General features: G+C 65.7%; 21 protein-coding genes. 11 read left to right on the forward strand and 10 right to left on the reverse strand.

Translation table 11 applies throughout. The features are described from left to right. Positions 1–29: 29 nt before the first annotated feature. Positions 30–1,178 (reverse strand): acyl-CoA dehydrogenase family protein, encoded by a 1,149-nt coding sequence (locus ACIBG0_RS06895; protein WP_397029949.1) that lies wholly within the window; start codon positions 1,176–1,178, stop codon positions 30–32. 129 nt (positions 1,179–1,307) lie between these two features. Between ACIBG0_RS06895 and ACIBG0_RS06900 the strand changes: the two genes are divergently transcribed. Continuing rightward, positions 1,308–1,949, forward strand: a complete 642-nt coding sequence (locus tag ACIBG0_RS06900) for a TetR/AcrR family transcriptional regulator (protein ID WP_397029951.1) — start codon at positions 1,308–1,310, stop codon at positions 1,947–1,949. On the opposite strand, the gene ACIBG0_RS06905 is transcribed toward ACIBG0_RS06900, so the two are convergent. Beyond that, a complete protein-coding gene (locus ACIBG0_RS06905; RefSeq protein ID WP_397029953.1) occupies positions 1,946–2,545 on the reverse strand; it encodes an HAD family hydrolase in 600 nt (199 codons plus the stop codon). The genes ACIBG0_RS06900 and ACIBG0_RS06905 overlap by 4 nt on opposite strands. A gap of 176 nt (positions 2,546–2,721) precedes the next feature. Between ACIBG0_RS06905 and ACIBG0_RS06910 the strand changes: the two genes are divergently transcribed. Continuing rightward, a complete protein-coding gene (locus tag ACIBG0_RS06910) occupies positions 2,722–4,818 on the forward strand; it encodes a serine/threonine-protein kinase (protein WP_397029955.1) in 2,097 nt (698 codons plus the stop codon). Here the strand turns inward: ACIBG0_RS06910 and ACIBG0_RS06915 are convergent. The 4 genes from ACIBG0_RS06915 to ACIBG0_RS06930 all read right to left on the reverse strand — a co-directional run bounded on the left by ACIBG0_RS06915 (position 4,811) and on the right by ACIBG0_RS06930 (position 9,419). Next, a complete protein-coding gene (locus tag ACIBG0_RS06915; protein ID WP_397029957.1) occupies positions 4,811–5,935 on the reverse strand; it encodes a BTAD domain-containing putative transcriptional regulator in 1,125 nt (374 codons plus the stop codon). The genes ACIBG0_RS06910 and ACIBG0_RS06915 overlap by 8 nt on opposite strands. 356 nt (positions 5,936–6,291) lie before the next feature. Next, positions 6,292–7,332, reverse strand: coding sequence for a crotonase/enoyl-CoA hydratase family protein (locus ACIBG0_RS06920; RefSeq protein WP_397029959.1), 1,041 nt, complete (start codon positions 7,330–7,332; stop codon positions 6,292–6,294). 109 nt (positions 7,333–7,441) lie between these two features. Further along, entirely contained in the window at positions 7,442–7,855 is a 414-nt protein-coding gene (locus tag ACIBG0_RS06925; protein ID WP_397029961.1) for a YybH family protein, read from the reverse strand. Positions 7,856–7,994: 139 nt separating this feature from the next. Further along, on the reverse strand, positions 7,995–9,419 hold the full coding sequence (locus ACIBG0_RS06930) for an APC family permease (RefSeq protein WP_397029963.1): 1,425 nt from the start codon (positions 9,417–9,419) through the stop codon (positions 7,995–7,997). Between the two features lie 355 nt (positions 9,420–9,774). On the opposite strand from ACIBG0_RS06930, the gene ACIBG0_RS06935 reads away from it, so the two are divergent. Next, positions 9,775–11,292, forward strand: coding sequence for a flavin-containing monooxygenase (locus ACIBG0_RS06935; RefSeq protein ID WP_397029964.1), 1,518 nt, complete (start codon positions 9,775–9,777; stop codon positions 11,290–11,292). A gap of 189 nt (positions 11,293–11,481) precedes the next feature. Here ACIBG0_RS06935 and ACIBG0_RS06940 read toward each other — a convergent pair whose 3' ends face one another. Both ACIBG0_RS06940 and ACIBG0_RS06945 read right to left on the reverse strand, forming a co-directional pair. Further along, entirely contained in the window at positions 11,482–12,624 is a 1,143-nt protein-coding gene (locus ACIBG0_RS06940) for an epoxide hydrolase family protein (protein WP_397029966.1), read from the reverse strand. Positions 12,625–13,042: 418 nt separating this feature from the next. Beyond that, complete coding sequence (locus tag ACIBG0_RS06945) at positions 13,043–13,654, reverse strand: TetR/AcrR family transcriptional regulator (RefSeq protein ID WP_397029968.1); 612 nt, start codon at positions 13,652–13,654, stop codon at positions 13,043–13,045. Positions 13,655–13,703: 49 nt separating this feature from the next. On the opposite strand from ACIBG0_RS06945, the gene ACIBG0_RS06950 reads away from it, so the two are divergent. Then, positions 13,704–16,940 (forward strand): carboxyl transferase domain-containing protein, encoded by a 3,237-nt coding sequence (locus tag ACIBG0_RS06950; protein ID WP_397030243.1) that lies wholly within the window; start codon positions 13,704–13,706, stop codon positions 16,938–16,940. Between the two features lie 12 nt (positions 16,941–16,952). Here ACIBG0_RS06950 and ACIBG0_RS06955 read toward each other — a convergent pair whose 3' ends face one another. Beyond that, positions 16,953–18,119, reverse strand: a complete 1,167-nt coding sequence (locus ACIBG0_RS06955; RefSeq protein ID WP_397029970.1) for a serine hydrolase domain-containing protein — start codon at positions 18,117–18,119, stop codon at positions 16,953–16,955. Positions 18,120–18,682: 563 nt separating this feature from the next. Here ACIBG0_RS06955 and ACIBG0_RS06960 point away from each other — a divergent pair. From ACIBG0_RS06960 to ACIBG0_RS06975, 4 genes are read left to right on the forward strand one after another with little or no spacing between them, the layout of a single operon-like run. After that, positions 18,683–19,087, forward strand: a complete 405-nt coding sequence (locus tag ACIBG0_RS06960) for a YciI family protein (protein ID WP_397030245.1) — start codon at positions 18,683–18,685, stop codon at positions 19,085–19,087. Between the two features lie 10 nt (positions 19,088–19,097). Further along, positions 19,098–20,339 carry an RNA polymerase sigma factor gene (locus ACIBG0_RS06965; protein ID WP_397029972.1) on the forward strand — a complete coding sequence of 414 codons (1,242 nt, stop codon included), beginning with the start codon at positions 19,098–19,100 and terminating at the stop codon, positions 20,337–20,339. Between the two features lie 10 nt (positions 20,340–20,349). Then, positions 20,350–20,715 (forward strand): hypothetical protein, encoded by a 366-nt coding sequence (locus ACIBG0_RS06970; RefSeq protein WP_397029973.1) that lies wholly within the window; start codon positions 20,350–20,352, stop codon positions 20,713–20,715. Between the two features lie 55 nt (positions 20,716–20,770). Continuing rightward, entirely contained in the window at positions 20,771–21,415 is a 645-nt protein-coding gene (locus ACIBG0_RS06975; protein ID WP_397029974.1) for a pentapeptide repeat-containing protein, read from the forward strand. Here the strand turns inward: ACIBG0_RS06975 and ACIBG0_RS06980 are convergent. Further along, a complete protein-coding gene (locus ACIBG0_RS06980) occupies positions 21,412–22,791 on the reverse strand; it encodes a bifunctional lysylphosphatidylglycerol flippase/synthetase MprF (RefSeq protein ID WP_397029975.1) in 1,380 nt (459 codons plus the stop codon). The two genes, ACIBG0_RS06975 and ACIBG0_RS06980, sit on opposite strands and share 4 nt — an antisense overlap. Positions 22,792–23,309: 518 nt before the next feature. Between ACIBG0_RS06980 and ACIBG0_RS06985 the strand changes: the two genes are divergently transcribed. The 3 genes from ACIBG0_RS06985 to ACIBG0_RS06995 all read left to right on the forward strand — a co-directional run bounded on the left by ACIBG0_RS06985 (position 23,310) and on the right by ACIBG0_RS06995 (position 26,649). Next, positions 23,310–24,170: an SDR family oxidoreductase gene (locus tag ACIBG0_RS06985; RefSeq protein ID WP_397029977.1), complete on the forward strand. Its 861-nt coding sequence runs from the start codon at positions 23,310–23,312 to the stop codon at positions 24,168–24,170. 218 nt (positions 24,171–24,388) lie between these two features. After that, positions 24,389–25,663, forward strand: a complete 1,275-nt coding sequence (locus ACIBG0_RS06990; protein WP_397029978.1) for a hypothetical protein — start codon at positions 24,389–24,391, stop codon at positions 25,661–25,663. Continuing rightward, positions 25,660–26,649 (forward strand): glutamate ABC transporter substrate-binding protein, encoded by a 990-nt coding sequence (locus ACIBG0_RS06995; RefSeq protein WP_397029979.1) that lies wholly within the window; start codon positions 25,660–25,662, stop codon positions 26,647–26,649. The genes ACIBG0_RS06990 and ACIBG0_RS06995 overlap by 4 nt, the downstream gene beginning before the upstream one ends.

The raw sequence follows: 26,649 nt of genomic DNA on the forward strand, positions 1-26,649 counted from the left end.
TCCTCCTCGAGAGTTCGATACGGCGCCCATCAGAATGCGCTGACTCCGGTCAGCGCACGACCGATCAGTAGCTTCTGGATCTGGCTCGTGCCCTCGTACAGGGTCATCACCTTGGCATCGCGTAGATATTTGCCGACCGGGAATTCGTCGATGTAGCCATAGCCGCCGAAGACCTGCAGCGCCCGATCGGCAGCGCGTACCGCGGCCTCGCTCGCGAACAATTTGGCCTTCGACGATTCGATGGCGAATTCGGCACCGCGATCGATCAGATCGGCGACACGCCACACCAGCAGCCGGGCCGCATCCACATCGAGGGCGATATCGGCGAGCAACTCCTGCACCAACTGATGGCCGGCGATCGGCTTGCCGAATTGTTCGCGGTCGGTGGCATATCCGACCGCGGCGTCCAGGCAGGCTTGCGCGATACCGACACAACCGGCGGCCACTGACATCCGGCCCTTGGCCAATGCCGCCATTGCGACGGTGAAACCCTTGCCTTCGTCGTGCAGTCGGGCGCTGTCGGGAACCCGGACGCCGTCGAGCACGATTTCGGCGGTGGCCTGTCCGCGCAATCCGAGCTTGCCGTGGATGGTGCGGGCGGTGAAACCGGGGGAGTCGGTCGGGACCAGGAATGCGGTAATGCCGCGATGTCCCGCACCGCCGGTGCGCGCGAAAACGAGGGCGACATCGGCCCAGGTGCCGTTGGTGATGAACATCTTGGTCCCGGACAGCACCCAGTCGTCACCGTCGCGAACCGCACGGGTGCGCAATTGCGCCGCATCGGAACCGGTTCCGGGTTCGGTGAGGCCGAAACAACCGAGTGCGGCGCCCGAGGTCAGGCGCGGCAGCCAGGTGCGCTTCTGTTCCTCGGTGCCGTAGTGGTTGATCGACTTGGTAACCAAACCCAAAGAGACCGAGACGATTCCGCGCACCGCAGAGTCACCGCGCCCGAGTTCCTCCAGTACCAGGCAGTAGGTGAGATGGTCGCCGCCGCTGCCGCCGTACCCCTCGGGAATGGTCAGCCCGAGGAAGCCGACTTCGCCGAGTTTCGACACGATCGCGGTGTCGACGGATTCGGTACGGTCCCATTCCGTCGCATGCGGCGCGATCTCGCGGTCGACGAATTCGGCGGCCAGGTGCTTGGCAGCGGCCTGTTCGTCGGACAGTTCCAGGTTCATCGCGACTCCGGGGCAGGAAAACTAACATCGGAAGTTTCTCGTATGCTAACCATGGATAAACTAACGATGCAAGTTTGATGTTGTGGGTATTCGCCGTGCGACACTGGATCGATCGACCAGGAGGTTTTCGTGGGAAGACCCCGCCGCCCCTTGCTCAGTCGCGACCGCATCGTGGCGGCCGCGCTGGATCTCGTGGATGCCGAGGGCCTGGAAGCGGTTTCGATCCGTCGGCTCGCCACCGAACTCGGGGTGCAAGGCCCATCGCTCTACAACCATGTGGCCACCAAGGACGATCTGCTGGACGCGATGGTCGATGCTGTACTCGGCAATGTCGACCTGTCCATGTTCACCGACATCTCGGATTGGCGTGTAGCACTGCGCGATTGGGCAAGGTCGTATCGGGCGGCCCTAGCGGCGCATCCGAAGGTGGTGCCCGCCCTGAATCAGGGCATGGGGCGACGGCCGAATGCCTTGCGGCAGGCCGATGCGGTCTTCGGAGGTCTGGTGGCGGCAGGTTGGCCACGGCGGGAAGCCACCCAGGTGGGTGCGCTGATGCGGTTCTTCGTCACGGGATCGACGCTTGGCTCGTTCGCGGGAGGATTCCCGGAGGACGCGGCGGTCTATCGCGGGAATTATCCGCATCTGGACGAGGCACATCTGCTGTCGGGACGGCAGCGCGATATCGATGACGCCGCCTTCGAGACCGGATTGCGTGCGTTGCTGGACGGGTTGTCATTGCGGTTCCGCACGCTCGAGGATGCGGCGGGCTAGCGCGCGGCCAGCCAGTCCGGAAATTCGGTCAGCTCACCCAGAACGAAATCCGCTCCCGCCGTGCGCAATTCGTTGGCATCGCAGGGCCCGGTCGTGACCCCGAGCGCGTACACATCCGCCGCCCGAGCCCCGCGCATATCGCCCTCGTGATCGCCGACGAACAGGTCCGCGCCGTGCGCGCGTAATGCCGCCGCCTTGCCGTGGGACCAGAGATCACCGACAACCTCATCGATTCGCCACCCGAGCTCGGCGACGTGTAGTCGGGCCAGCGGTTCATGCTTACCGGTCACGATGAGCACCCGTCCGCCGCGGGCGCGGACGGCATCCAGTGCGCCATCGGCGCCGGGCATAGCCGGAACGTAGGGCACGATCGATGGATAGATCTCGCGGTAGCGGGTTACGAGTGCCGGAATGAGTTCCTCGGGCGCACCGACCTCGGCCAGCAGCATTGCCAGCGGCGGCCCGAGCCGATCGACCAGTTCATCCGCGCGCAACGGCACGTCGAACTCCGTGGCCAAGTGCTCGATCGCTTTGCGCACACCCGGGCGGGAGTCGATCAGCGTCATATCGAGGTCGAATCCGACGGTCCAGGTCATCCCATGACTCTATCGTCGGGGCGCGATCGGCGGCTGGGCAGCGTCGGCGGTTAACCAAACTGGGCACGACGAAGATCAATCAGCGGGAACATTTCCGCAGGCGGCGCGAAAAGCCGGTCGCCGACCTTACAGTTGACCGACAGCGAAAGGCTCCGGTCTGCATCGCGGAGGACGAGATGACGAGCCAGCGCCAGCCACTGACCGTGGGCTCGATATTCGGGCACTACCGGTTGGATCGGCTGATCGGACGCGGGGGCATGGGCGAGGTCTATGAGGCCTACGACCTGCGCAAGCGCCGGAGTGTGGCGATCAAGGTGCTCCTGGAACGGCTCGCGCAGGACGCGGGATACCGCGAGCGGTTCCAGCGCGAGGCCGACGCCGCCGCGCGACTGCGCGAACCGCATGTCATCCCGATTCACGATTACGGCGAGATCGACGGCCACCTCTACATCGATATGCGCCTGGTGGACGGTGCCAGCCTGCCGTCGGTATTGGGCAGCGAGGGGCCGATGCCCGCACCGCAGGCGGTCGCGGTGATCCGGCAGATCGCCTCGGCATTGGACGCCGCACATGCCGAAGGGCTGGTCCACCGTGACGTCAAACCGGACAATATTCTGCTCACGCCGGACGGTTTCGCCTACCTGGTCGACTTCGGTATCGCGCATTCGGATGCCGATCAGGGGCTGACAACCCACGGTGCGGTGATCGGTTCGTTCAGCTACATGGCACCGGAGCGGTTCCGCGCCGAGCACACCACGCCCGCGGTCGATGTCTACTCGCTGGCATGCGTGCTCTATGAATGCCTCACCGGCGCACGGCCGTATCGGGGCAGCACCGATGCGGAGATCATCAGCGCGCATTTGTTCGAGCCGGTGCCGCGACCGAGTACGAACCGGCCGAATGTGACGCCCGCGCTCGATACCGTCATCGAGCGCGGTATGGCGAAGAACGTGCGCGAACGCTACCGGGCTGCGGGGGAACTCGCACATGCGGCGGAAGCGGCGCTGACGAGTGCGGATGCGGTTACCGTGGACCGCGCCGCGACCGTAGTGCAACCTGAACGCGCCTCGAATGGTGAAGCGGGACAAGGTAGTTCATTCGATACCGCGACTCGTGACGAGTCGGCCGTTGCTCGCGAACCCGACGCCGACCAGCCCGAGGCCGCTACGGCCGATACGGCCGATACTGGGGGACCGCAGGCCACGGTCGCCGAACCCCGCCGCCGGCACCGTGTGCTGACCGCCGTCGTCCTGGTGGTCGCCGCGTCGCTCGCCGCCGGGGCCGGTATCGCCGCATGGACTCTGCTCGGTGATCGCAAGGGCACCGCGATCGCCGACGGCACCGCACTGCGCGATGCGGATATCGATCTGCTGAAGATCGTCGCCCAGACCGGCCGCAAACGATCCACGTGCCAGCATGAGCAGCCCGATACCTCCACCACCGTCGCGGTCATCTTCTGCACGGACCACCCTGCGGCCAGTGAATCCGCGGTCCGATACATGCGGTTCCGCAATCTCGCCGCATTGCGCGACTACTACAACCTGCTCATCCGCACTTTCCAGGCCACAAATTGCCCGGGCGACCCCACCGGGCCGGATGGACCGGTCGTGTACGAAGGCAGGGAGATCGGACGCAAGGCCTGCATTGCCAATCGTGCCGAGTCATCCGACGCGCCGAAGCCGTCCCTGCTAGTGACCGATGAGACCCAGTTGACGCTGGCCTTCTTCATCTGGCCGTCACCGAACGACGCACCGCGGCGCGACTACCTGTCCAAGTTCAGCGGCACCCAGTTCCTGACCACCGAAGCCGCTCGTGACCCGGACTTCTTCACACCCGAGGACCGTGTCTTGCTCGGGCGACTCGGCAATGCCTTCGGTCCGGGGAACTGTGGACATGTATCGCCACCCGGCGGCACGGTGATCGCCGCCCTCGCATGCAGCACACCGGCCGACTATCCGTCCGCCCAGTTCTTGGGGTTCCCGGACGCCCAGTCGGCCGAAGCCCTGTACCGCGCCGATGTCGGGGTGCTCGGCGGGCGCAGCTGCCGTGGCGGGGGCACCGACGATGTGTGGCGCAGCGGGGGCCGTGACGTCGGGCGATTCTTCTGCTTCCTGGATAACGGCCCGGATATCGATACCCGGACCTGCCTGGTGGCCGTGCATTCCGACACCCACCTGATCGCCCAGTTCTGCACGCTGTTACCGGAAAGCCCGCTACCCGGACCGAAAACCGAAGCCCAGCTGGTGGACTGGTTCGATAAGCACGTCAGTTAGAGGGCATGACCCCGAAGGTGAATTCGGTATCGCCGATGCGGATCATCACACCATCGGTGAGCGCGGCGCCATCGATGACCCGAACCCCGCCGACGAACACACCGTTGGAGGACAACAGATCCTTCAGCACGCACGTCACCCCATTGCTGACGATGACGGCGTGATGGCGGCTGACCTTGCCGTCGTCGAGCACGATGTCGTTATCGGGCAGGCGGCCGATACGGGTGAACGGCCCGGTGATCGGGAAGGTCTGCCCGGTCGAATCCCGCAGGTACGCTTGCGATCCGGGCGCTATCAGGTCGACGACGGTGGTGGCGCGCAGTGCGGATGCGACGGCATCGGCGGGCGGGGTGAGCGGTTCCTGCCGCAGCATCTTGGCCTCGAGTTCGCGAATCGAGGCCACCGGATCGATCCCGAGTTCATCGGCGAGCGTTACCCGCAATCGGCGCAGCGCCTCGAGTGCGTCACTCTGTCGACCGCTCACATACAGCGCGGTGATCAGCTGCTCCCACAGTGGTTCGCGCAGCGGATACCTACCGGCCAGTTCGGCCAGCTCGGCGATGACACCGTCGGCTCGGCCCTGGGCGATCTCGGCCTGGGCGCGGGCCTCCACAACACCGATCCGTTCGTCGTCCAGGGCGGTGGCGAAGGCATCGGCGAAGCCGAGCCCCTGCAGATCCGCCAGCGCGGTACCGCGCCACTGCGCGAGCGCGCTGGAGAGCACCTCGCTGGCCACCGAGAACCGGCCCGCGGCCATGGCCCGCAATCCGGATTCCTTGCGCGCACGGAATCGCTGGACGTCACAGCTGTCCGCGGGCACAGTGATCCGGTATCCGGTGCCGGCGCGCGAAAGGATCGTGCGTGCGTCGAGTCCGGCCTCCCGCAACGGCTTTCGCAGATTCGACACGATGGTATGCAGGCTGATCCGGATATCCGGCGGCGGATTCTCCTCCCACACCGCCTGCGCCAGCGCCTCCGTCGACACCGGCCGGTTCAGATTGATCACCAAATACGCCAGTACCGCTCGCTGTTTGACGCCGCCGAGCGGTTGCGCCACTCCGTCGATCGTCAACTGCACCGGTCCGAGCACCCCGTACCCCACCCGCATATCCGACATCCCCCAGTCCTCCCGTTCTCGAATACGTATCGAGCGCCACGACCCCGTTGTTCCGGTATCAATCGTGACAGCGGGTGCCGCGTTCGGGGACCACGCCGTTGAAGAAGTATCGGACGATCGCGCATGTCGTGCATCCGACACCGGTACCGTGGAAGCGGGGAACGAGGTCGCCGGATGCCAGTCGATCCGAGTCAGCACATTCTGGACTCGGTGGCGCGGCTCGCCACCACCGTGCCCGCGTCGGGCTAGCGAGTACGCGCACTACGTTCCGCCCGAACATCACCTACCGTATGTCGAGCTGCGCTCCACCGGCGATCGGGACTACTTCCCGGTCGAGGTGAAGCACGACTACGCGCTTACTCCTCGGCGCGGAACTGGGCGCGCTTGTAGTCGCCGTATGGTTCGTCGCGTTCGCGCACGGCCTCGCGGAAACCTACTGTCGCGGAACGCAGTTGGAAGGCGTAGCCCTCGCGCGTGTGCCGCGAGATTCCGTCGAATACCGTGCTGATCATCGCCGAATTCGTCACGCCTTGCGAATGCAGCGCCGAATTCAGCGCCAGTTTGGCCATCATCAGCTGGTTGATCGGCATACGCGCGATGCGTGCCACCAATGCTTCGGTGCGTTCGTCGAGTTCCTCGGCCGGACATGATTCGACCGCGAGGCCCCACTCTTCGGCCTGCTTGCCACTGATGCAGTCCCCGGTGAACAGCAGCCGCTTGGCGCGCTGATCGCCGAGCCGATGCGCCCACATGCCCGCCGCCGGAATACCCCATACACGGGTGGGCGGGTAGCCGATTTTGGTGTCATCGGCGCAGATGATCTGGTCGGAGTAGAGCGCGATATCGGTGCCGCCGGCAACCGCGAAGCCGTGCAATTTCGCGACGGTCGGCTTATCGGCGTTCATGAGGCTGGCGAAACCGCGGTTGAACCGGCTCATCATGGCGTAGTCGATCATCGGATCCCAAGTGCCCCAGGGATTGTGATTGACCGCCTGCACCACCGGATCGGCCACGGTGCCGGCGGTGTCGATCGAGCCGTCGACGCCGTGGCTGCCCTGTTCGGCGAACATATCCAGGTCATAGCCGCCGCAGAAACCCTTGCCGCGCCCGGACACCAGGATGACGTGCACCCGCGGATCCAGATCGGCCCGCTCGACCGCGTGCGCGAGATCGACCGGTGTGTCCGGGGTTATGGTATTGCCCTTCTCCGGGCGGTTGAAGGTGATGCGCGCGATACGCCCATCGCGTTCGTAGGTGAGCGTGCGGTAGTCGCGCTCGCCGCGGGGTTCGGGGCGATCCCGCCACGGCGAATCGGGCACTTCCGTCCAGTTCTCGTACCAGGCCGCGGGGCGGGTGCCCGCATGGTTCGAAAAGCGTTCGCTATCAGGCTGATTCACGTGGAACTCCTGGTGCACTCGATGCCGTATTCGCGGCAACGGTGCCACCGCGCCACCGGCGGTCGATGCATCGTTGCGCTCGATGCCACCGTAGCGAACCAGGATGGGCTCAGCCTTCGGGTACCGGACCGGCGTCGGGGAAGGAGTGGTGTTCGTGCGCCACAGACCAGCGTCCGTGCTGTTTGCGCAGGCCGAAGGTGATGCGCAGACGCTTGGCCGGATCGCGGGCGAAATCCTCCGCGGTGCCGCACAACAGCAGTGCGTGCGCGAATGCCACGTCCGCGCCCGCCACTACCTCCAGCGAGACGATATCGAAGGTCGCACCCGATGCCTGCCATTCGAAGAAGCCGGGCCAGGTATCCCGATAGGCATCGATGCCGCGGACACCTTCATTCGGCGGGGGTACATCGAACATCACGATATCGTCGGCGTGATCGGTGAGCACACCGGCCAGATCGCCGGTATGCACCGCCGCCGCCCATCGCTCGATCAGGATCCGGATCTGCTTTTCGTCATCGGACATATCGGGTCGTCGTCCTCTCCGGCCCGGCCGCGATGGTGTGCGCCGTGGCTCTTACCCACAGAGCGTGCCGAATTCATCACGCGGACGCAATGTTTCGGAATGCATTCGTGCAACATCCCAATGGCGAATTTCGCGCCGGTTACCGATCGGCAGAAACCGTTGAGTCAGTTATGGTCGCGGGAGCGAGAGTGGAGCGTTTACGGCCGTAGCCCAGGTAGACGGCGATGCCGACGAGCACCCAGACCACGAAACGCACCCAGGTCAGCCCGTCCAAGGTGGTTGCCAGCAGTACGCAGCCGATCAGCGCGAGAATCGGCACCAGCGGCACCAATGGGGTGCGGAACGGCCGTTCCCGATTCGGCTCCAGCTTTCGCAGCACCAGCACGCCGACACAAACAACCGCGAATGCCGACAGCGCGCCGATATTCACCAATTCCACGACGATATCGATCGGGAGCAGACCGGCGATGGTCGCGCAGACGAAGCCGAGTAGTAACGTCAGCCGGACTGGAGTGGCGCGCTTACCGGTTTCGGCCAGTCCGCGCGGCAGCAGCCGATCGCGGCACATCGCGAACATCAGCCGGACCTGTGCGTAGACGATCAGCAATAGGCCTTTGGTGAGCGCGATGATGGAGGCGATCACGATGACATTGCCGATCCAGCCGATGTGCAGATTTGCGAAGGCGGTCGCGATGGGCGAGGCGTTGTTCAGGGTAGCGAACGGTGCGATTCCGGTGAGTACGGCGCTGACCAGTGCGTAGAGCGCGGTGGCGATGAGGACCGTGCCGATGATCGCGAACGGGATATCGCGGCGGGGGTTGCGCGCCTCCTCGGCGGATGCGGCGACGACGTCGAATCCGAGGAAGGCGAAGAAGGCGATCGCGGCGCCGCCGAGGACGCCGCCGAATCCGAATGGCGCGAAGGGGGTCCAGTTGCCGATATCGACGTGCGGTGCACCGATCGCGACGACCAAGACCAGCACGCCGATCGTCACGGCAACCAGCGCCTTGGTGATCCGAGCCGTCAAGCTCACCTCGCCGACCAGCACCGCGACAATGACGCCGATGATGAGCACGGCGGGCAGATCGACGACGCCGCCCTCGGACGGACCCGCCGTGATCGCGGTGGGCACGGTGATGCCGAACATCGAGTGCATGGCCGATACGAGGCTGCCCGACCAGCCGATCGCCACGGCCGCGCCCGCGATGACGAATTCGAGCAGCAGATTCCAACCGACCAGGAATGCCGGACCCTCGCCTAGGGTGGCGTAGGTGTAGGTATAGGCACTGCCCGACACCGGCACCATGGCCGCGAGTTCGCTGTAGCAGAGCGCGACAAGTACGCAGACGGTTCCGGCCAGCAGGAACGACAGCACGATCGAAGGCCCGGCCTTCTCGGCGGCGGCGACACCGGTGACGACGAAGATGCCCGCTCCGACAATCGTGCCCACACCCATGGCAGTGAGGTCGATGCGACCGAGGCTGCGCTTCAGCGTCGGCGCCCCTGCCTCGGGGCTCGTCGCGGAGTCGGGCAGGCGGCGGCGCCACCGTGTTGGGCTGGTCATGAACTCCCTTTACTCTGCGCTTCGGCTCCGACCGACCGACGGAGTCGGCTATCCATTGTGGTCTTGGCAGTTGGCGGGGTTGACGTCGGGGCGACCAACAGGCAATCCATCGGCGCGAAGGCGTGGCGTGCAGTTGCGCGCAGTCTGCACTCCTGCAGCGCATGCAATCCGCCATCCGCCGCAATCACCGGGCAAGCAACACCTGGACGGTTGATCACCACTAACTGGGGCGGAAGAGATCGAGAGTTGGCCACCTCAGCGCCCTCTCGACTAGACGTTACTGTGGATAACAGGTAATCTTGGGGGACGGTCGGGCAAGGGTGCCCGGGTGGGATTAGACGAACGGATTACCTCAATGACGCGGCATGTCGACGTACTGATCATCGGCGCGGGCCTGTCCGGCATCGGGATGGCGTGCCATCTCACCCGCGAGCACACCGGACGCAGCTACACGATCCTGGAACGCCGTACCGCCATCGGCGGGACTTGGGATCTGTTCCGGTACCCGGGCATCCGTTCCGACTCCGACATGTTGACCTTCGGCTTCGGTTTCCGTCCGTGGATCGGCACCAAGGTGCTCGCCGACGGACCGCACATTCGCCAATACATCGAGGACACCGCCGCGGAATACGGCGTCACCGAGCACATTCGGTTCGGGCGCAAGATGACTAGGGCGAGTTGGTCGAGCGAAACCGAACTGTGGACCGTCGAGGCGTTCGACGAGCAGACCGGCGACACCGAGATCTACACCAGCAACTTCCTCGTCGGCTGCACCGGCTACTACGACTACGACAACGGATACCGCCCGCAGTTTCCGGGCGAGGCCGACTTCCGCGGGCAGATCGTGCATCCGCAGCACTGGCCCGAGGGACTGGATTACCGCGGCAAGCGGGTCGTCGTGATCGGCAGCGGTGCCACCGCGATCACTCTGATTCCGGCGATGGCCGACGACACCGCGCACATCACCATGCTGCAGCGATCGCCCACTTACATCACCGCACTGCCCGCCGATGACCCGGTCGCGCTCGGCATGAAGTACGCGCGTGTGCCGGAGAAGATCGCCTACCGGGCGGGCCGGGCGCGCAATATCGCGTTGCAGCGGGCCAGCTTCCAGCTCTCGCGCACCAATCCCGAGTTGTCGAAGAAGCTGCTGCTCGCCGCCGTGCGGATGCAGCTCGGCAAGCAGATAGATATGCGGCACTTCACGCCGTCGTACAACCCGTGGGACCAGCGGCTGTGCGTCGTCCCGAACGGCGACCTGTTCAAGGTGCTGCGCAGCGGTAAGGCATCGATCGTCACCGATCACATCGATACGTTCACCGAAACCGGCATTCGACTAGCATCCGGCGAGGAGTTGCCCGCCGATATCGTCATCAGCGCAACCGGTCTCACCGTGCAGATCCTCGGCGGCGCGACACTCGAGGTGGACGGCGAGCCGGTATCGACCCGCGAGCACGTGGTCTACAAAGGCACCCTGCTCGACGGCATCCCCAACGCCATGCTCGTCCTCGGCTACACGAACGCCTCGTGGACGCTGAAGGCAGATCTGGCCGCCGAATACTTCTGCCGCATCCTCAACCACATGAAGGCCAACGGCTACACCAAAGTCGTCGCGATCGCAGAAGACGCCGACCGCTCCGATCAGTCACTGATGGGCGGCGCCCTGACCTCCGGCTACATCCAACGCGGCGACGGTGTGATGCCTCGCCAGGGCGCCCGCGGGCCCTGGCAGGTCATCAACAACTACTTCCGCGACCGCGTACTCCTACGCAAGGCGCCCCTCGAGGACGGGGCACTCACCTTCGACGGTGCAGCAAGCCCCGCCCAACCCGGCCGCAAGTCGCGGGCCCAGGCACGCAAACGGATCGCCTAGGGCGCGCTAGTAGGCGCGGCGGCGGCATCTACACGGCATCGGGATGGACATGTAATCGTAAGGGCCAACAGCTCAACACGAACATCCGCTCGGCCCTCAGGGAGCGGCACACACACGTCGGCGATCCACGGCGAACTCGACCCGCCAATGGCGACGTCGTGTTCGCCGTGGATCGCCGAGATTACGTGTCTACTTCCGGTATTCGCGGAACGTGGCGCGCAAGTCGTCGACGATGAGGTCGGGTTCTTCCATCGCGGCGAAGTGGCCGCCGCGCTCGAATTCGGTCCAGCGCACGATGTTGTGGTTTCGCTCGGCGATGCGGCGGACCGGGATACCGAGATCGTGCGGCATCACCGCTACGGCGACCGGCACATCGGTCGCGGGTTCCGGCGCTCCCCAGGTGGCGGCGCCTTCGTAGTAGTAGCGCGCCGAGGAGCCCGCGGTGCCGTTGAGCCAGTAGATCATGACGTTGGTCAGCATTGCGTCACGATCGACGGCATCCTCGGGAGCATCGGTGGAGTCGGTCCAGTCCTTGAATCGTTCGACGATCCACGCCAATTGGCCCACCGGTGAGTCGGCGAGGGCGTAGGCCAGTGTTTGGGGGCGGCTTGCCTGCAGCATCGCGTACGCACCGAGTTCGTATTGGGCGCGGCGCGCCAGTTCGAGGGCACGCCGTTCGGCCGGGTTGTCGAGGTCGGCGGTCTCCGGGGTGACCGTGGCGGAGGCGATCATCGTCAGGTGTACGGCGACCAGGTGTTCGGCGTCGATGACCGCCAGCTGCCGCGAGATCGCGGCGCCGGTGTCTTCACCGTGCGCGGCGTAGCGGTCGTAGCCGAGTCGGCGCATCAATTCCGCCCAGGCCTGCGCGGCCCGCGCGGTCGACCAGCCGACGGCGGGTCCGGAGAATCCGTAGCCGGGGATGGTCGGCACGACGACGTGGAAGGCGTCCTCTGCGCTGCCGCCGTGAGCCACCGGGTCCGTCAGCGGTCCGATCACGTCGAGGAATTCCACGATCGATCCGGGCCATCCGTGCGTAAGTACCAACGGCAATGCGTCGGGTTCGGCTGAGCGGACGTGGATGAAATGCACGCCGTGGCCGTCGATTTCGGTGCGGAACTGCGGGAAGGAGTTGAGTCGGGCCTCCTGAGCGCGCCAGTCGTAGGTGTTGCGCCAGTAGGCGACCAGGTCCCTGGTGTAGTTGAGCGGGATGCCCTGTCGCCACCCCGCACCCGGATCCGCGTCGGTCCAGCGGGTGGCGTCCAGTCGCCGGTGCAGGTCGTCGAGCTGCTCTTGGGGGACGTCGATCCGGAAGGGAGTGATCTCTGTGCTCATGTGAACCACTCTAGGAACCAGCTAGGACAACTTCTGCCCTAGGTACTGGTGAAGGTTGTGCAGGGTGTTCGAGACCTCAGCCCGACGGCTCGAGCTCTTGTAGCTCCTGCAGACCCCGGCAGTGGGCCGGCGCCGAACTTGGTCCAGCCGGTTTCGACAACAGTGCGCATGCTAGTGCCGCGTCCAGATAGCTTCTGAGATAACTGAGATCCGGTCGAGCGCAGTCATATGGTGGTGCCGCAGGGGCGTGTCGTGCCGCGTTTCGACTGCGCTCGTCGGGGGAGGCGGACCTGATAGCGCGGCAACCCAACTGGAATAGCCGGGTGAGTGGCGCTGGCATGGGTCGCGTTGATACGAGTGCGGACGCTGCGGATTCGGCTGGATCGAGGGCAAGCGTCACCTCTGAGTCCGGGGTGAATCAAGTTGGGAACAAGAGGGTTTCGGCAACTGTCTGCATGTGGGACAGGTAAGTGGCCCGGGCACGTGGCGTGGCATCGGTGCGAGTGAGGGTGCCGCGGGTCAGGGCGTAGCCGATGGTTTCGGCGATGATTCGCGGCGGGACGGCGGGGGAGATGCGGCCCGCGGCGCGCAGGCGTTCGAGGTAGCGCGTGAAGCGACGGATGGGGCGTTCGGCGATTTCCTGGGCGAGCACGGCTACTCGGTCGTCGACGGCACCGCGTTCGTCGATGAGCCGCAGCATGGGTCCGGCATTTCCGACTGCCGCGGCGAAGGCATCGATGGTGGCGGCGAGCATCATTCGGGGATCGTCGGTATCGATATCGGGTTCCTGGGCGGCGAGGAAGTCGTCGCGGACCTGGGCGGCGAGGGCCAGGAAGATTTCGTCTTTGGAAGCGAAGTAGACGTACATGGTCGCGCGGGAAACGCCTGCGGCGGCAGTGATATCGGCGACGGTCGTCTTGTCGTAGCCGCGCTCGGCGAAAACGCGGGCGGCGGCATCGAGCAGCGCGCGATGACGGTCGGTATGGGATCGTTCCCGCGCCGCACGCACCGACCAGCCTGCCTGGGTCATGCATTCATGCTCGTTGACATTGACGTCAATGTCAAAGCAAACTGTCGGCATGCATGTCGTGGTGGCGAACAGGGGTGAGGTGGCGGTCCGGGTGATCCGGACGGCTCGCGAGCGGAATTACTCCACCCTCGCGCTGTATACCGGCGAAGAGGCGGCGACCCTGCCGGTGCGCTTGGCCGATGACGCGATCCAACTGCCGGGCATCGGCGCTGCCGCCTACCTCGACATCGCCGCCGTAGTCGCCGCGGCCAAGAGCGCCGGAGCCGATGCACTGGTGCATCCCGGCTACGGATTCCTCAGCGAGAGCGCCGATTTCGCGGCAGCATGCGCTGGGGCCGGTCTGGTATTCGTCGGGCCTTCGCCCGAGGTACTGCGTACTTTCGGCAATAAACTGTCGGCGCGCGATGCCGCGCACCAGGCGGGAGTCCCGGTGCTGCCCGCAACGTCCGTCGGCGCGGACCTGGCGGAGATTTCGGCGTTCTTCGCCGACCACCCCGCCGGTGTAATGCTCAAGGCGGCGGCCGGTGGCGGCGGACGAGGTATGCGTGCGGTCCACACAGCCGACGAACTCGCCGATTCATTCGACCGCTGCCGAGCCGAAGCCCGCACCGGTTTCGGCGATGACACCAATGACACCGTGTACGCCGAAGCGCTGGCCGCCGATGCACGTCATATCGAGGTCCAGGTGATCGCCGACGGTCGCCGAGCCATCACGCTCGGTGACCGCGACTGCAGCATCCAACGTCGTCACCAGAAACTCATCGAGATAGCCCCGGCCCCGAATCTCCCTGCCGCCCTTCGCGAACGCCTCCATCACGCTGCCATCCGCATAGCGGAATCGGTCTGCTGCCGCGGCGTCATCACCGTCGAATTCCTGGTCACCGGCACCGAGGCCTGGTTCCTCGAGGTCAACCCGCGCCTTCAGGTCGAACACACCGTCACCGAGGCGGTGACCGGTGTGGACCTGGTGGCAGTCCAACTCGACCTCGCTCGCGGCGCTGCCCTCGACGAACTTGTGCCCGGTCCGGCGAGTCGTGATGCGCGGGGGTTCGCGGTGCAAGCGCGGGTAAATGCCGAGATGGTCACGGGGGGCGGGGAGGTTTTGCCGAGTACCGGTGTGTTGGCGGAATTCGCCGCACCGACCGGCGTGGGGGTTCGGGTGGATACCGCGGCGTTCACCGGCATGCGACAGGGCGCCCGGTTCGACTCGTTGCTCGCGAAGATTATTGCGCAAGCGCCGACGTATTCGGCTGCGATACGGCGGTGTTCGGATGCGTTGGCCGAAACCGTGATCGCTGGCGTCGATACCAACACGAGGCTGCTGCGCGCGGTGTTGGGTCATCTCGCCGATGGCGCTAGCGTGTCCACTACGTGGTTCGAGCAGAGCATCGGCGAACTTCTCAGTCGGGCAGACGATTACGTGTCTCAACGCCCTGAAGATTCAGCGATCGTCGATCGCGCGCAGGCGATCACCGAGCATCGAATCCCGACGGCCACAACCGATATCCAGGTAGGGCTCCAAGGCGATGAGCAGGGCATGCGGTCGCCGATGGGCGCGACCGTCGTGAGTCTGGCGGAGCCCGGCAGCATTGTCCCGGGCGGTGCTGAAGTCGTTGTGCTCGAGGCGATGAAAATGCAGCACGTGCTGCGGGCAGAACAGCCGCTGCGGATATCGCGCCATCTGGTCGCACCGGGTGCGACGGTCGATCCGCATGCGTTGCTGCTCACCTGGGTTCCGGCCGACCATGACGGTCCGGCCGCCGATATCGCGGCGATCGATCTGGATGCGGTGCGTGCCGATCTCGCGGAGGTGCGGGAACGTCATCGGATCGGACTCGATGCGGGCCGCCCGGCGGCCGTCGGGAAAAGACATGAGCTGGGCCGCCGCACAGCCCGGGAGAACATCGCCGACCTCGTCGACGAGGACAGCTTCCTCGAATACGGCGCTCTAGCCGTCGCCGCACAGCGACTCCGCCGCAGCCCCGAGGATCTGATAGCCAATACACCCGCGGACGGTCTGATCAGCGGTGTCGCGACCATCAACGCCGACCGGTTCGGCACGGACGCCGCACGCGCACTGGTCATGTCCTACGACTACACCGTGCTCGCCGGCACCCAGGGCATGCGCAACCATGCCAAAACCGATCGCATGCTGGAACTCGCGCACGAACAGCGCCTACCCGTGGTGTTCTTCACCGAGGGCGGCGGCGGGCGACCGGGGGACACCGACTATTCGGGCATTTCCGGCCTCGATGTGACCACCTTTCGCGCGATGGGCGCGCTCTCGGGTCGGGTTCCATTGGTAGGCATCGCCTCCGGACGCTGCTTCGCGGGCAATGCGGCGCTGCTCGGCATGTGCGATGTGGTCATCGCGACGCCGGACGCCAATATCGGCATGGGCGGACCGGCGATGATCGAGGGCGGCGGACTCGGCGTCTACGCACCCGAGGACATCGGCCCCATCGAGGTCCAACGTCGCAACGGTGTCGTGCACATTGTCGCCGCCGACGAGGCCGAGGCGGTCGCCGTGGCACGGCGCTATCTCTCGTATTTCCAAGGGCCGTTGCAGGATTGGACGGCACCGGATCCGCGCCTCGCCCGCCACGTGGTGCCGGAGAATCGACTGCGCGCTTTCGATATCCGCGAGGTCATCGCGGCAGTCGCCGACCTCGACTCGGTCCTGGAACTGCGCCGCGACTGGGGTGTCGGCGTGGTCACCGCGCTGATTCGCGTCGAAGGCCGCCCCTTCGGCCTCATCGCCAACGACTGCCACCATCTCGGCGGTGCGATCGATGCCCCCGCCGCCGATAAGCTCAGCGCATTTCTGCACCTGTGCGATGCCCACGGTCTGCCGATCGTATCGCTTTGTGACACACCGGGTTTCATGGTGGGTCCCGAGGCGGAGAAGGAAGCGACCGTGACCAAATTCAGCAAGCTGTTCATCGACTCGGCCGCGCTCGCCGTTCCGCTCGGCACGGTCATCATCCGCAAGGGTTATGGCCTCGGCGCACAGGCGATGGCCGCTGGGTCCTTCCGCGCCCCCCGTTTCGTCATCGCTTGGCCCACCGGCGAAATCGGCGGTATGGGTCTGGAGGGGGCGGTCCGTCTCGGCTTCGCCAAGGAACTCGCGGCCATCGCAGATCCGGATACACGCCAGGAAGCCTTCGACAACCTCGTCCAGCTCGCCTACGCCAATGGCAAGGCCCTGACCGCCGCCACCGTCTTGGAACTCGACGACGTCATCGACCCGGCCGACACCCGCCGTTGGATCCGCAGCCTGCGCTGAACCGTCGAGTACCTAGGCGATAGCGCTGATCACCGCGTCGACGAGGTTGCGGGCACGTAGATCCGGCGCGCCTTCGATGATGTAGTTGGTGACGTAGGCGAAGGCGATGCCGGTGTCCGGATCGGCGAAGGCGAGCGAGCCGCCTCGGCCCGCATGGCCGAAGGCGTTGGGGCCGCTGAGCGGGAAACCCTCGGTGGGGAGCATGTACCCGGTGGCGTACCGGTTGGGCAGCATGATGACGCGGTCGATGCCCGCGGTTTGTTCGCGGGCCGCGGCGGCACGGGTTTCGGGGGTGAGCAGGCGGGCGCCGTCGACCTCACCGATGGTGGCCGCGTAGAGCCGGGCGAGGCCGCGCGCGGTGCCGAGGCCATTGCTCGACGGGATCTCGACGGCATGCACCGCGGGATCGTTGAAATCGATATCGGCCGGATCCGTGACCTCGAATGCGCGGTTGACCAGCGCCTCCGGATCGCGCATCGCCACGACCATCGGCCGGAATTCCGCCGGGATGAACTCGTCCGGGACCGTCGCCAGATCGACCTTGGGTGCGAAGACAAGTCGGCTGACGCGATGCTGTTCGGACTCGGGCAAACCGATGAAGAACTCGACTCCGAACGGTCCGGCGACATCCTCGGCCAGAATCCGCCCGACGGTGCGCCCCGTCGCCCGCCGGATCACCTCACCGACCAGCCAGGCGAACGTCCGCCCGTGGTATCCGTGCGCGGTGCCCGGCGGCCAGTTCGGCGTCTGCGCGGCGAGCGCCTCCACCATCGGCCCCCAGGCCAGCGCATCCGCCAGTGGTACCGGCTTATCCAGCGCCGCCAGCCCCGCCTGATGGGTCAGCAACCATCGCACCGGTATATCGCCTTTACCAGCGGCCGCGAATTCCGGCCAGTACCGCGCGACGGGCGCGTCCAAATCGAGTTCACCACGCTGGGCGAGCAGATGCGCGACCGTCGCGGTAACGCCCTTGGTCGCCGAATAGACCAGCTGCAGCGTGTCCTGCTCCCACGGCCGCTCAGTCTCCGGATCGGCCAGTCCACCCCACAAATCCACCACGGGCTGCCCATCTCGATACACCGCGACCGCCGCCCCGACATCCCCCTGCTCGCCGAAATTCGCCGCGAACACCTCCCGCACCGCCTCGAACCCGGACGCGACAACTCCATCAATCACCATGCCTGCCAGCATGTCACGGGTCGTGCCGACCACGCAGCACGCGGACGTACCCGGTGGCGGTTCGGTTGCCAGCCACCGCCGATGTACAACCTGCAGTCAGGCAGTTCTGCGGGTCCGATTCAAGATCGTGAAACGTAGCGACCATGAATGCCAGGTCCGCGACGATCCGCGCACTACTGTCGCCGACCGGTATCGCCGGGTAGGACGCTGTCAGCATTCCGACGCCGCAGGGGTCTGGCCGGCTAGCATCGGCCCGCAAAGCGGATCGGCCGCGCACAGCGTGTCCCGCAGCGCACCATCGGATGATTCGCGGGCACAGTTGGCGCTGGGCACCCCGTCGATCGCCGTACTCGTGCGGGTGGCGTGTCGTCGCTGGACGGATTCAGTGTCCGATTGCTGCCCGCCACCGCTGTCGAATTGCTGCGGTTGCCGTGCTGGCGACCCAACTGCTGCGGTCGGAAGTTTTTTCGCCGAACGTGTCCGAGAATGGTCAGCGGCTGCGACGTATCTGACGAGTGGCGCCATCCGGGCGTCGCCGAAGCGGAGGAGTTGTCGTGAAATACATGATCCTGAGCTACGGCTCGCAGCAGGACTACGACGGCATGGTCGGCAAGGACACCGGCAAACCCGCATGGAACGCCGCGGATTTCGCGGCGATGGCCGAGTTCATGGGCAACCTCAACAAAAAGCTGGAACAATCCGGCGAACTCGTCGAAACGCGCGGTCTGGCCGAACCCGTGCACACCCGCCGCATCACCACCAAGAACGGTGCACCGTTCGTGACCGACGGTCCCTACGCCGAAACGCAGGAGGTACTCGCCGGATACTGGATCGTCGAATGCGAGAGCTTCGACCGCGCCACCGAAATCGCCGCCGAACTGAGCAAGTGCCCGGCCCCGCCGCATATCGCCGAGACGGCCTATGCCGATGTCCGGCCGATCACCGAGTCCGCACCCGAATTCGGCTGAGCCCCTTCCGATGTCGCACACCGAGGTCGAGGACCTGCTGCGCACCTGTGCGCCGCAGGTCCTCGCCGCGCTGGTACGGCGCTACGGCCATTTCGACACCGCCGAAGACGCGGTGCAGGACGCACTGCTCGCGGCCGCGATCCAGTGGCCCGAAGCCGGCACTCCGGACAACCCGCGCGCCTGGCTGATCACCGTCGCCTCCCGCCGCCTGACCGACCTGCTGCGCAACGAACAAGCCCGCCGCAGGCGCGAGGACACCGTGGCCCGCTGGGCGCTGCCCGAAGACTGGCTCACCCCGCCCGCCGACCGCGAGCCCACAGACGCCGACGACACCCTCGTCCTGCTGTTCCTGTGCTGCCACCCGACGCTCACACCCGCCGCGCAGGTGGCGTTGACCTTGCGCGCGGTCGGCGGCTTGACCACCGCCGAAATCGCCCGCGCCTTCCTGGTATCCGAGGCGACCATGAGCAAACGCATCGGCCGCGCCAAGAAGATGGTCAAGGACAGCGGTGTCGGTTTCGCCCCACCTATCGGCGCCCACCGCGACGCGCGCCTGGCCGCCGTGCTGCATGTGCTGTATCTGATCTACACCGAGGGCTATGCCAGCACGTCGGGACCGAGCCTGCACCGCGTCGAACTCTGCGCCGAGGCCATCCGTCTGACCCGCCTGGTGCACCGTCTGCTGCCCGACGATGCCGAAGTCACCGGTCTGCTCGCACTGATGCTGCTCACCGATGCCCGCCGACCCGCCCGCACCGGACCCACCGGCGAACTCGTTCCGATGGAAGAGCAGAACCGCGCACTCTGGCACACCGACGCCATTAGCGAAGGCATCGCACTGATCACCGCGGCGCTGCCCAGCGGAGTGCCCGGTCCTTATCAGCTGCAAGCGGCCATCGCGGCGCTGCACGATGAGGCGCCGACCTATCAGGCCACCGATTGGCCGCAGATCGTGCTGCTCTACGAACGGCTGCTCGCGCTGGGCGACAATCCGATCATCGAGCTCAACCATGCCGTGGCCGTCGCTATGGCTCGCGGACCGATGGCTGGATTGGGACTCGTCGACGATCTGGCCGATGGCGGCAAGCTGGCGGGCGACCACCGCCTAGCCGCCGTCCGTGCCCATCTGTTGGAATCAATGGGGGACCGGACCGGCGCCCGTGAGGCATATCTGCTTGCCGCGCAACAGACGATGAGCATCCCACAACAGCGCTACCTGCACACCCGCGCCCGCCGCACCATCGATGAGTAGAAAGGTAGCGATGCTGATCGTCGTAGATGCCGCGAATGTCGTCGGCTCGCGCCCCGATGGGTGGTGGCGCGATCGTGCGGGCGCGGCCCGGCGATTGCTCATGCGGTTGAGCACACTGCACCACACACCACCCGCCGACGTGGTCGTCGTACTGGAGGGCGCTGCGAAGGCCGCGGCATCGGATGATTTCGACGGCGTGCGTGTGGTGCTGGCGGATGGTTCAGGCGACGACGCGATTGTCGCCGTCGTGGCCGCGGCCAGTGAGCAGGACGGGATCACCGTCGTAACGGCCGATCGCGGACTCCGCGAACGAGTCGAGGCACTCGGCGCCGAATCGGTCGGCCCACGCTGGCTCCTGGACCGTATCGACCCCTGATCTGTCGGATCCGACTGGTAGACAAGGACAACCGTCGCCGAATCCGGAGGTCAATGTGCCCAACGAACTCGAGGATCTACCCTACGCGCGCTATCTCACGCCGCTGGAGAGCGATCTCGAACCCGAGGGCGACTACGACTGCGTGCACCTCACCGGTGCCGACATCGATGACATCGAGGCAAGCAACTCCCGTTTCTCCGAGACCGTCTTCACCTCGCTGGCGGTCAATCGCGGCAGCTTGCGCTTCTCCCGGTTCACCGATGTCTGGCAGCGCAATGTGCGCTGGGTCGGCACCGACCTGTCCGATACCTCCTGGCAGGACGTCGAATTACGCGCCGGTGCACTGTCCGGCGTCGATGCGGGCGGTGCCACCTTGCGTCGAGTGCGCTTCGAGGGCTGCAAATTCGACTCGGTGAACTTCCGCAAGGCCGAACTGCGCGAGGTGCAATTCGTCGATTGCGTGCTGCGCCACACCGATTTCGGTGATGCCGAGCTGACCAAGGTCACCTTCCCCGGCACCACCGTGGAGGGGCTGCTGCTCAACCGCGCCCGACTGCAGCGGGTCGATCTTCGCGGCGCGGCGCACCTCGATATCGCCGAGGGCCTCGACGCCCTGCGCGGGGCGACCATCACCCCGCTGCAACTGCTCGATCTGGCACCCGAATTCGCCAAGGCGATCGGCATTACCGTTCGCGACTAGTACTCCTTGCGATGCGGCACGAATTCCAAGGTGAGCAGTGCCGCGGCGGCCAACAGCACCTCGCGCCACCGGATCAGCACGAACCGCTGATCCGACATCGATTGGAACTTACGCAGGAAGCGGTACAGCGATTCCAGCCGGATCAGCGGATCACCCAGGTGCGCGAGCACATAGATCAGACTGCCGGTCCGTGAGCGCTCCTTCTCGGCGAACAGTTCCGGGAAGGGGGCGAATGCCAGGGCGATCCGTTCGATCCCCTGTGTGCGGGCGTGGTCGACGAGATCGATGATCATCCGTTCGTCCAGGCCGTTCGGGGCATCCTTGCGCCGCCACGGCACATCCAGGCTGAGCTCGCGGCCGCGCCCGGAGACGCCGTAGCGCTGGAAACCCGCCACCCGCCCATCCTGATCGCGGGCCAGTACCAGCAGCATGCCGGGATTCCGGCCGTCCAACAGGTGGTCGAGGATCATCGAGAAGCCGCGATTCTGCCGACCCGTACGCCACTCGTCGACGATATCCAGCAGCTCGGCCCGTAATGGTTCGGTCAGATCGGTCTCGCTGATGACCTCGGTGGTCACCCCGAAGTTCCGGGTGCGGCTCACGGCTTGGCGCAGATTGCGGAAGGAGCGCCCAACCATGGCGAAGGTCCCGACATTGATGACCACGTCGCGACCGACCGGAATGGCGCGCAGACCCTGATGTTCGATCGCCCGATGTCGCCACATCTCGGTCAGTTCCGGACTGGCGCCGAGCACCGCGACCCGCCAGCCGTGATTCGCCGCGAATTCGGAGAAGTCGGTGAGCAGCGCCGGGAACTCGGCGTGATCGCCGATCGGATCACCGGCGACCACCGCGATCCCGAAGCGGGCTCGATAGCCGATCGCCGCGGTGGAGTTCGCATTGAAGTAGTAGGACTTCGAGGAGTGCATGGCGAATGCGGCGAGGGGATCGCGTTGGGTTCGGCCGACGAGTTCGGCGATGCGATACAAATGCTCGGGCTGGGGCCGACTCGACTGCGGAAGCATCAGGATGAATCCGGTCGCGGCCAGGAAGACGAAGCCGAAGCCCGGATGCGAGGCGCGATAGGCAGCATTGGCCGCCGCCAGCACGAAGACCGCCACGGTGAAATGCGGCAGCGTTATCGGCCGACGCAGATGCAGTCCGCGCACCACGAAGAGTCCGGCGATCGACACGGCGACGAACCAGCCGTGATCTTGCCCGGGGGCGGCGCGACCGGCCTCGTAGACCAGCACGACACTCATCAGCAGCAGGGCGATCGAGATCACCGGGCGGACGGCCGGTGTGGTGGTGATCGAGGCATCGCGGTACACCGCGAGTGTGGAATTCCGTGCCGCCGTTTCCCGTCCCTCAGCCACGTCTGCACCCCGTTAGGCCGGCGGGTCCGAACAGGTTTCCCATGTGGTCCTCCCGATAATCCTGTACACGCAACAATATTCGAAACATGGGATGAGTGCTCGAACATTCCTGGGGTACCAAGATCATTGGAGTCCGCGAGTGTTCGCCCGGCAACCGCGCCATGCTGATGCTGGTGTCTCGACCTCGATCGGACCGGGGCGAGCGAGCCGTTGGCCGCTCCAATCGAGTATGCCACCACAGTGCCAACGGACAAGGGTCTTTGCGTGGCCATACTCCTGACCATCGGCCCTGATACCCATCGGCCTCATCGCTTGTATATCGCCGCGGTGCCGGTCTATGTGAACGGCGGCGACGTTCCGGCCGGTCGACATGAGCGCGATTCATGGTCGCCAGCTATCGTTCAGCGAGCCGTGCATGAATCGCATCTCGGTCCTTGTGGATCGGCCGCCGAATATTGCGTCCGAGACGGTATCGGTTCTATAGACAACAGTGTTCGTAATTGCCTATCGTGGGGGTCATGACGAAGTTCCACGGCAAGAGCTGCTTGATCACCGGAGCGGCCAGTGGATTGGGGCGCAGTACGGCGCTAGCGGTTGTCGCCAAGGGCGCATCGGTCATCCTGACCGATATCGATGATGGCGGACTGCAGCGCACCGCCGATGAGGTGCGTGCACAGGGGGGTGCGGTGCACCTGGCCGCGCCCGCCGATGTCAGCGATTACGACGCCGTAGTGGCCTTGGCCGCGAAGGTGCACGCCGAGGTGAACAGCGTCGATATCGTGATGAACGTGGCGGGCATCGCCACCTGGGGGACCGTCGATCGGCTCACGCACAAGCAGTGGCGACGCACCATCGATATTGATCTGATGGGGCCGATCCATGTGATCGAGGAGTTCGTGCCGCGAATGATCGAGGCCGGGCGCGGCGGACATCTGGTGAATGTCGCCTCGGCCGCGGGCCTGTTCGGGCTGCCCTGGCATGCGCCATACAGCGCGGGCAAGTTCGGCTTGCGTGGCGTATCGGAGGTGCTGCGCTTCGATCTGCGGCAGCACCGGATCGGTGTCAGCCTGGTCTGCCCCGGCGCGATGGCGACGCCGATGGTGGACAGCGTCGATATCGCGGGCGTCGATCGGCAGGGCGCGGCGGTACAGCAGGCGGTTTCGGTGTTCATGCGGCATGCGGTCACGCCGGAGCAGGCTGCTCGATCGATCGTGCGCGGGGTCGAGCGCAACAAGTACATGGTCTTCACCTCACCCGATATCCGGATCGGCTATCTGGCACAGCGCTACTTTCCGCCGTCCTACAACATCGCGATGCGCGGGCTGAATTGGGCGATGAGCCGCTACATCGACAAGTCGCCCGTGCCGACGAAGGTGTAACCGAACAAGACTTGACCGCTGCCGGTGACCAGCGGCCCTCGAGCGAGTCTGGTCGACGATGCCTTACACCCGACGAAGGCTCCCCGCATAGCGGAATCAGCGGAACAGCAGCCCATTTCGCGGTGATTTCGCTGCCACCGGCACGATGGGCAGCAAACCCGAATTCCCTCCCGTACTATCGCGATCGGGAACACCGGCGGGGTAGATGAAGGGGGACGGTGTTGGAGATTCGCCTACCGGCGACCATGCGCAACGGGGGTGCGTGGTTACGGCGCTTCGTCGGGACGACTCCGGGCGCCATCGGCGCGGTCGCCGTCGTCACCGTGGTGGTGTGTCTGCTCGCCGGGACGACCTCGGCCGATCAATTGAGCGGCAAACTCGCTCGGCGCGATGCCGTGCTGGCACACACCGAACCGCTGGCCTACGCCGCGCAGACTCTGTATGTCGCGCTGTCGGCCGCTGACGCGTCCGCAGCCACGGCCTTCCTGTCCGGCGGCATCGAATCGCCGCAAGTGCGTGGGCAATACCAACAGGCACTCGCCGAAGCCGCGGCCGCACTCGCGGAGGCGACCGCCGGAGCCGCCGATCAGCAGACCAGGAATATTGTCGCCAAGATCGCCGCCGACCTGCCCGCCTATACCGGCCTGGTCGAAACGGCACGGGCGAACAACCGGCAGGGCTTCCCGGTCGGTTCGTCCTATCTGCGCGAGGCCTCACTGCTGATGCAGAATTCGTTGCTGCCCAACGCCGAAACGCTCAACAAGGACCGCGTGGCCGCGTTGCGTCAGGATCAGCACGATATCGGCGCGCTGCCGTGGACAACCATCGTGTTGCTGATGCTGGTGCTCATCAGTTGTGGCGGTGGCACTTTGGTCCTGCTGCGCCGCACCAATCGCCGAATGAACCTCGGTCTGGCGGTCGCCGCGGGCGCGACGGCGCTCGCGCTGTTCTGGGTGGTCGCCGCGACAATCATCGCCACGGCCGCACTCGATACCGGCAAATCCGGGGCGACCAGTCGCTTCGAAACCCTGACCCGGGCCCGGATCCTGGCCCAGCAAGCGCGCACAGACGAAACCCTCGAGTTGATCACCCGCGGCGATATCACTACCAGCGAAACCGATTACCGCAAGCACACCACCGAACTGGCGGATCGGTTGACGACGGTAACCGGAGCGGACTCGGCTGCCTCGCGCAGCGTGCTCGGCTGGACCGCCGGGCATGCCGAACAGCGCGAGGCCTACGAGGCGGCGAACTATCCCGCGGCCGTGGCGCAGGCTATCGGCACCGGTCCGGAGACCTCGGCGACATTGTTCGCCCATCTCGATCAACTGTTGCGCGACAACCTCATCCATGAACGCGGCGAGTTGCGCGACGGAGTCGACTCGGCGGGTGCGACATTGACACTCAGCCCCGCGGGAACGCTGGTGCTCCTGTTCGGCGCCGCGGCATCGACCGTCACCGGCCTGTGGCCACGGCTGAAGGAGTTCCTGTGAGACGGCGAATCTTGCTGCGGCGGTGTGGCTTCGGATGGCTGGCACTGGTCGCGGCGAGCGCGCTGGTGACCGCGTGCGGCTCCGGCATCCAAGCTCCGGCATCCACGAATGTGGCCGCGGTCAACCCAAAGCCCGATCTCGTCGAGATCAGCACGCCACCGCAGTCCGAATCCGGCGGCAATTGCGATCCGGAGGCCACCCTGCGTCCAGGTCCGTTGCCGAGTGCCGGTGCGATGCCGTCGGGTTCGGCCATGGCGGCCATCGTCGCCAATGGCAAACTGCGGGTCGGGGTGGATCAGAACACCTACCTGTTCGGCTTCCGCAATCCCGGCACCGGTCAGCTCGAGGGTTTCGATATCGATATCGCGCGCGAGATCGCCCGATCGCTTTTCGGTGATCCGGACCGGATCGAATTGCGCTCGGTCACCGCGGCCGAGCGGATACCGGCCCTGCAGAACAAGCAGGTCGACCTCATCGTGCGCACCTTTTCGGCAACCTGTGAGCGGCGTCGCGATGTCGACTTCTCGGGCGTCTATTACCGTGCGACGCAACGTCTTCTGGCCGTCCGTCATTCCGGCATTCGGACCAGCGCGGATCTGGGTGGTAAGCGGGTGTGCGTCACCCGGGGCACTACCTCACCCGGACCGCTGTTCAGCCTGTCCAAGCGACCCGTCGTCCTTGGCGCGTCCAACTGGACCGACTGTCTGGCCGCGCTGCAACAGGGCCATGTGGACGCGATCAGCGGCGACGATCCGATCCTGGTCGGTTTGGTTGCCCAGGACCGCAATCTGGAGATCGTCGGCGAGGTGATCGGCACCGGCGCGTACGCGGTCGGCATCGCGCAGGGACATCCGGATCTGGTCCGTTTCGTCAACGGTGTGCTGGAACGCATCCGCAGCGATGGCACCTGGCAGCAACTCTATAGCGCCAGACTCAGCGCCCTCGGCCCGTCACCCGGTCCACCGGACCTGCGCTACAAAGAGTGA

The sequence above is a fragment of the Nocardia sp. NPDC050630 genome (genome assembly GCF_044457245.1).
In the GTDB taxonomy this organism is placed as follows: domain Bacteria; phylum Actinomycetota; class Actinomycetes; order Mycobacteriales; family Mycobacteriaceae; genus Nocardia.

Bases quoted from the DNA above. Each gene is read 5' to 3' on its own strand.
- ACIBG0_RS06895 (WP_397029949.1), bottom strand. From the start codon at position 1,178: ATGAACCTGGAACTGTCCGACGAACAGGCCGCTGCCAAGCACCTGGCC.
- ACIBG0_RS06955 (WP_397029970.1), bottom strand. From the start codon at position 18,119: ATGGTGATTGATGGAGTTGTCGCGTCCGGGTTCGAGGCGGTGCGGGAG.
- ACIBG0_RS06960 (WP_397030245.1), top strand. From the start codon at position 18,683: ATGATCCTGAGCTACGGCTCGCAGCAGGACTACGACGGCATGGTCGGC.
- ACIBG0_RS06945 (WP_397029968.1), bottom strand. From the start codon at position 13,654: ATGACCCAGGCAGGCTGGTCGGTGCGTGCGGCGCGGGAACGATCCCAT.
- ACIBG0_RS06985 (WP_397029977.1), top strand. From the start codon at position 23,310: ATGACGAAGTTCCACGGCAAGAGCTGCTTGATCACCGGAGCGGCCAGT.
- ACIBG0_RS06930 (WP_397029963.1), bottom strand. From the start codon at position 9,419: ATGACCAGCCCAACACGGTGGCGCCGCCGCCTGCCCGACTCCGCGACG.
- ACIBG0_RS06935 (WP_397029964.1), top strand. From the start codon at position 9,775: ATGACGCGGCATGTCGACGTACTGATCATCGGCGCGGGCCTGTCCGGC.
- ACIBG0_RS06910 (WP_397029955.1), top strand. From the start codon at position 2,722: ATGACGAGCCAGCGCCAGCCACTGACCGTGGGCTCGATATTCGGGCAC.
- ACIBG0_RS06915 (WP_397029957.1), bottom strand. From the start codon at position 5,935: ATGTCGGATATGCGGGTGGGGTACGGGGTGCTCGGACCGGTGCAGTTG.
- ACIBG0_RS06940 (WP_397029966.1), bottom strand. From the start codon at position 12,624: ATGAGCACAGAGATCACTCCCTTCCGGATCGACGTCCCCCAAGAGCAG.
- ACIBG0_RS06905 (WP_397029953.1), bottom strand. From the start codon at position 2,545: ATGACCTGGACCGTCGGATTCGACCTCGATATGACGCTGATCGACTCC.
- ACIBG0_RS06970 (WP_397029973.1), top strand. From the start codon at position 20,350: ATGCTGATCGTCGTAGATGCCGCGAATGTCGTCGGCTCGCGCCCCGAT.
- ACIBG0_RS06950 (WP_397030243.1), top strand. From the start codon at position 13,704: ATGCATGTCGTGGTGGCGAACAGGGGTGAGGTGGCGGTCCGGGTGATC.
- ACIBG0_RS06925 (WP_397029961.1), bottom strand. From the start codon at position 7,855: ATGTCCGATGACGAAAAGCAGATCCGGATCCTGATCGAGCGATGGGCG.
- ACIBG0_RS06965 (WP_397029972.1), top strand. From the start codon at position 19,098: ATGTCGCACACCGAGGTCGAGGACCTGCTGCGCACCTGTGCGCCGCAG.